The sequence below is a fragment of the Novosphingobium sp. 11B genome (assembly GCF_054589055.1).
Map to the genome: position 1 here is coordinate 4614 of NZ_BAAILP010000203.1, position 3560 is coordinate 8173.

General features: G+C 68.1%; 4 protein-coding genes. All 4 read left to right on the forward strand.

What is annotated here, in order from left to right:
- A partial coding sequence (locus ACYPYD_RS18365; protein ID WP_459664674.1) for a cupin domain-containing protein occupies positions 1-306 on the forward strand: 306 nt, incomplete at its 5' end.
- Between the two features lie 210 nt (positions 307-516).
- The gene (locus ACYPYD_RS18370; protein ID WP_459664676.1) at positions 517-1254 is read left to right on the forward strand and encodes an EF-hand domain-containing protein; all 738 of its coding nucleotides are present in this window, start codon (positions 517-519) and stop codon (positions 1252-1254) included.
- Positions 1255-1286: 32 nt separating this feature from the next.
- Complete coding sequence (locus tag ACYPYD_RS18375; RefSeq protein ID WP_008827791.1) at positions 1287-2030, forward strand: response regulator; 744 nt, start codon at positions 1287-1289, stop codon at positions 2028-2030.
- Positions 2030-3481 (forward strand): sensor histidine kinase, encoded by a 1452-nt coding sequence (locus ACYPYD_RS18380; RefSeq protein ID WP_459664678.1) that lies wholly within the window; start codon positions 2030-2032, stop codon positions 3479-3481. Before ACYPYD_RS18375 ends, ACYPYD_RS18380 begins: the two co-directional genes overlap by 1 nt.
- The last annotated feature ends 79 nt before the right edge of the window (positions 3482-3560 follow it).

The window sequence follows — 3560 nt, forward strand, 5'->3', positions numbered from 1 at the left end:
TACGCAGCCTATGGGGAGCGCACCGCAGCCGATGGGAAGGAGGGCCGCCTCGTCAGCATGTACGATTTCTCGACCAGCTGGGATTCGTGGGAAATGCACCCGGAGGGCGACGAATTGGTCGTGTGCCTCTCCGGCGAAATGACGCTGATCCAGGAATATCCCGATGGCCGCCTCCATTCCGAGACCTTGCAGGCGGGGCAGTACATCGTGAACCCGGCGGGCGTGTGGCACACCGCCGACGTCTCGCAACCCGTGAGCGCGCTGTTCGTGACGGCGGGAATGGGCACACAGGGCCGCCCGCGCTAAATCCTCCTCCAAGACAAGCGCGGGGAGGGATAGCTTGCAGATGAACGCCCCGTTCTACTTGTGACAATTGACGACAATAAACGCATGTCCCGGCACAACTGCGCGACAACCGGCGTTTAGACAGGACCATAGAGAGCCGCAGGACAGTTCTTCCCCCTCCCTTCCCTTGCTGTCCTGTGGCTCTCATCCAATTGTTACGGGACAAGACACATGACCTCGATGAAGACCCTGCTGCTCGGCCTTTCGGCTGCTGCACTGACGATCGGCGGCGTGGCCTGCGCCCAGGCCCCTGCCAACAACGCACCCGCAGCCCAGAAGCCCCGGATGGAGCATCCGAAGATGGACGCCGACGGCGACGGCGTGATCACCCGCGCCGAGGCCCAGGCCCGCGCGACCGAACTCTTCGCCAGGCTGGACGCCAACAAGGACGGCAAGCTCGACAAGGCCGACCGCGAACTGATGCACCAGCAGATGCGCGAGACAATGTTCGCGAAGCTCGATACCAACGGAGACGGCTCGATCTCCAAGGCCGAGTTCATGGCCGATCGCGGTCCCGAAGGGCGTGGCCCCGGCGGCCCCGGTCCTGACGGCAAGGACGGCCCGCCGCCCCCGCCTCCGGCTGGCGAAGACGGCGCTTCTCCCCCGCCCCCTCCCGGCGGCGAGCATGACGGCATGCGCGCCGGAATGCATAGGGGTACGCACGGCAAGATGGGTCGTGGTGGCCATCGCGGCGGCATGATGATGGAGAAGCAGGCCGACGCCAACAACGACGGCGCCGTCACCCAGGCCGAGTTCATTGCCGCTGCCCTCAAGCGCTTCGATGCGCAGGACACCAACCACGACGGCAAGGTGACCAAGGAAGAGCGCGCAGCCGCCCGCAAGGCGCACATAGACGAGCGCAAAGCCCGCTGGGAGACCAAGAAGGCTGACAAGAAGGCTGCGAACTGACAGGAAGGCGCGGTAACGCCATGGATTTAGAGATGAACGATACCGCGCCTGCTCCTTCTCCGGCCAAGCTGCTGCTCGTCGACGACGAGGCTTCCCTTCGCGAACCCCTGGGCGACTACCTGTCGCGGCAGGGGTTCGCCGTCGTCCAGGCGTCGAGCGCGGCCGAGGCCCGCTCGCGCCTGCGGGACGCCAAATTCGACCTCGTCCTGCTGGACATCATGATGCCCGGCGAGGACGGCCTGTCGCTCTGCCGCCATCTGGTCGAGGCGCAGGACGTGCCGGTGATCTTCCTCACCGCGCGCGGTGAAGCGACCGACCGCATCGTCGGGCTGGAGATCGGCGCCGACGACTATGTCGTGAAGCCCTTCGAGCCGCGCGAACTGGTCGCCCGCGTGCGCAGCGTCCTGCGCCGCGCCTCGCGCGCCGCGCCCGCGCCGGTCGAGAACGAGGCCTTCGAATTCGAAGGCTGGCGGCTCGATCCGCTCAAGCGCCGCCTGATCGATGCCGAAGGCGCGGTCGTCGCCATTTCCTCGGTGGAATACCGGCTGCTGATGGCCTTCCTCGAACACCCCCGGCAAGTGCTCAACCGCGACCGCCTGCTCGACATGGTGCAGGGCCGCGAGGCGCACCTGTTCGACCGCGCGGTGGACAACCAGGTCAGCCGCCTGCGCCGCAAGATCGAGCAGGACAGCCGCAACGCCCAGCTTATCCAGACGGTCTGGGGCGGCGGCTACATGCTGGCGGCGGACGTGCGCCGCGTACCGATAGAGGACTGATGCGCCTTGCGATCCCTTCCGTGATCAGGCCCCGCAGCCTGATGGGCCAGATGCTGCTCGCGGTGGCGGCGGCGCTGCTGCTGGTGCAGGGCATCGGCGCCCTGCTCGTCTACCGCGCCCAGCGCGAGGGCTACGAGGCCGGCATGAGCAATGCCGTCGCCTTCAAGCTCATTGCCGAGACGCGCGGACGCGGTGCCCTTGGACGGATGCTGCGCGGCAACGATCGGGACCGGGATCGTGCGCCTTTCGGTGGGCCGCCCCTGCGCGGCTTCCCGCTGGAACTCAGCGAGGGCTCCCCGCTGCGCACCGGCGAAAAGCGGGACGCCGACATGGAAGAGCGGCTGCAGCACACGCTGGCCGAACAGGACTTTCCCGCTTCGCAGATCGTGGTCGTCCACCGCACCGTCGGCCGGGATGCGTTCGCCCGCACTCATACCTACAAACGCGCCGCGCATGGCCGGCTCGAAGGGCCGGAAGTCAGCGAGATGATGGACGATCACTTGCTGGTGGTCGGCGTCAAGCAGCCAGGCAAGACCAGCTGGATGGTCGCCCGCGTGCGCAGCCCGCGCGCCTTCAACGTCATGATCCGCCCGCTGATCGTGCAGACCGTGATCATCTACCTCGTGCTCGTCGGCGCCGTCGCGCTCATCCTGCGGCGTATCACCAGGCCGCTGGCCGCGCTCACCCGCCGGGTCGAGCAATTCGCCGTCAGCCCCGGCTCGGCCGGCCAGCTCGATCCCAGCGGGCCGGACGACATGCAGCGCCTGATCGTCGCGCACAACGCGATGGAAGCGCGCATCGTCGCCATGCTGGATGAGAAGGACGTGATGCTGGGCGCCATCGGCCACGACCTCAAGACCCCGCTCGCGGCCCTGCGCGTCCGCATCGAATCGGTCGAGGACGATACCGAGCGCGGCCGCATGGCCGCGACGATCGAGGACATCGTGCGCACGCTCGACGACATCCTCTCGCTCGCCCGCGTCGGCCGCCCGAGCGACCCGCGCGAGCGTACCGAGCTGTCCGCCCTCGTCGCCTCGGTCGTCGAGGAATACGAGGACATGGGCGAGCCGGTGGATCTCGGCGACACCCAGCGCACCGTCCTCGAACTGCGCTCGACCTGGCTGCGGCGCGCCCTGCGCAACCTCATCGACAACGCCCTTCGCTACGGCGGCGGCGCGCGGGTGGGGCTGGAAAAGGAAGGCGATCGCGCCGTGGTCCGCATCGAGGACGACGGCCCCGGCATCCCCGATGACGAGATCGAGGCCATGACCAATCCTTTCGTCCGCGGCGACCCTTCGCGCAACAAGGCGACCGGCGGGGCGGGCCTCGGCCTGGCTCTGGCGCGGGCCATCGCCGACCAGCACGGCGGCGCACTGGTGCTGGCGAACCGGCTTTCGCCCACCGGCGAGGTCGAAGGACTGACGGTGAGGCTGGAGCTGCCGCTGAGCTAATTCCTCCCCGAGCTTGTCTCGGGGAGGGGGACCGCCGCCGCAGGCGGTGGTGGAGGGGGAAAGGCCGGACAAGTCCCCC

Bases quoted from the DNA above. Each gene is read 5' to 3' on its own strand.
- ACYPYD_RS18370 (WP_459664676.1), top strand. From the start codon at position 517: ATGACCTCGATGAAGACCCTGCTGCTCGGCCTTTCGGCTGCTGCACTG.
- ACYPYD_RS18375 (WP_008827791.1), top strand. From the start codon at position 1,287: ATGAACGATACCGCGCCTGCTCCTTCTCCGGCCAAGCTGCTGCTCGTC.
- ACYPYD_RS18380 (WP_459664678.1), top strand. From the start codon at position 2,030: ATGCGCCTTGCGATCCCTTCCGTGATCAGGCCCCGCAGCCTGATGGGC.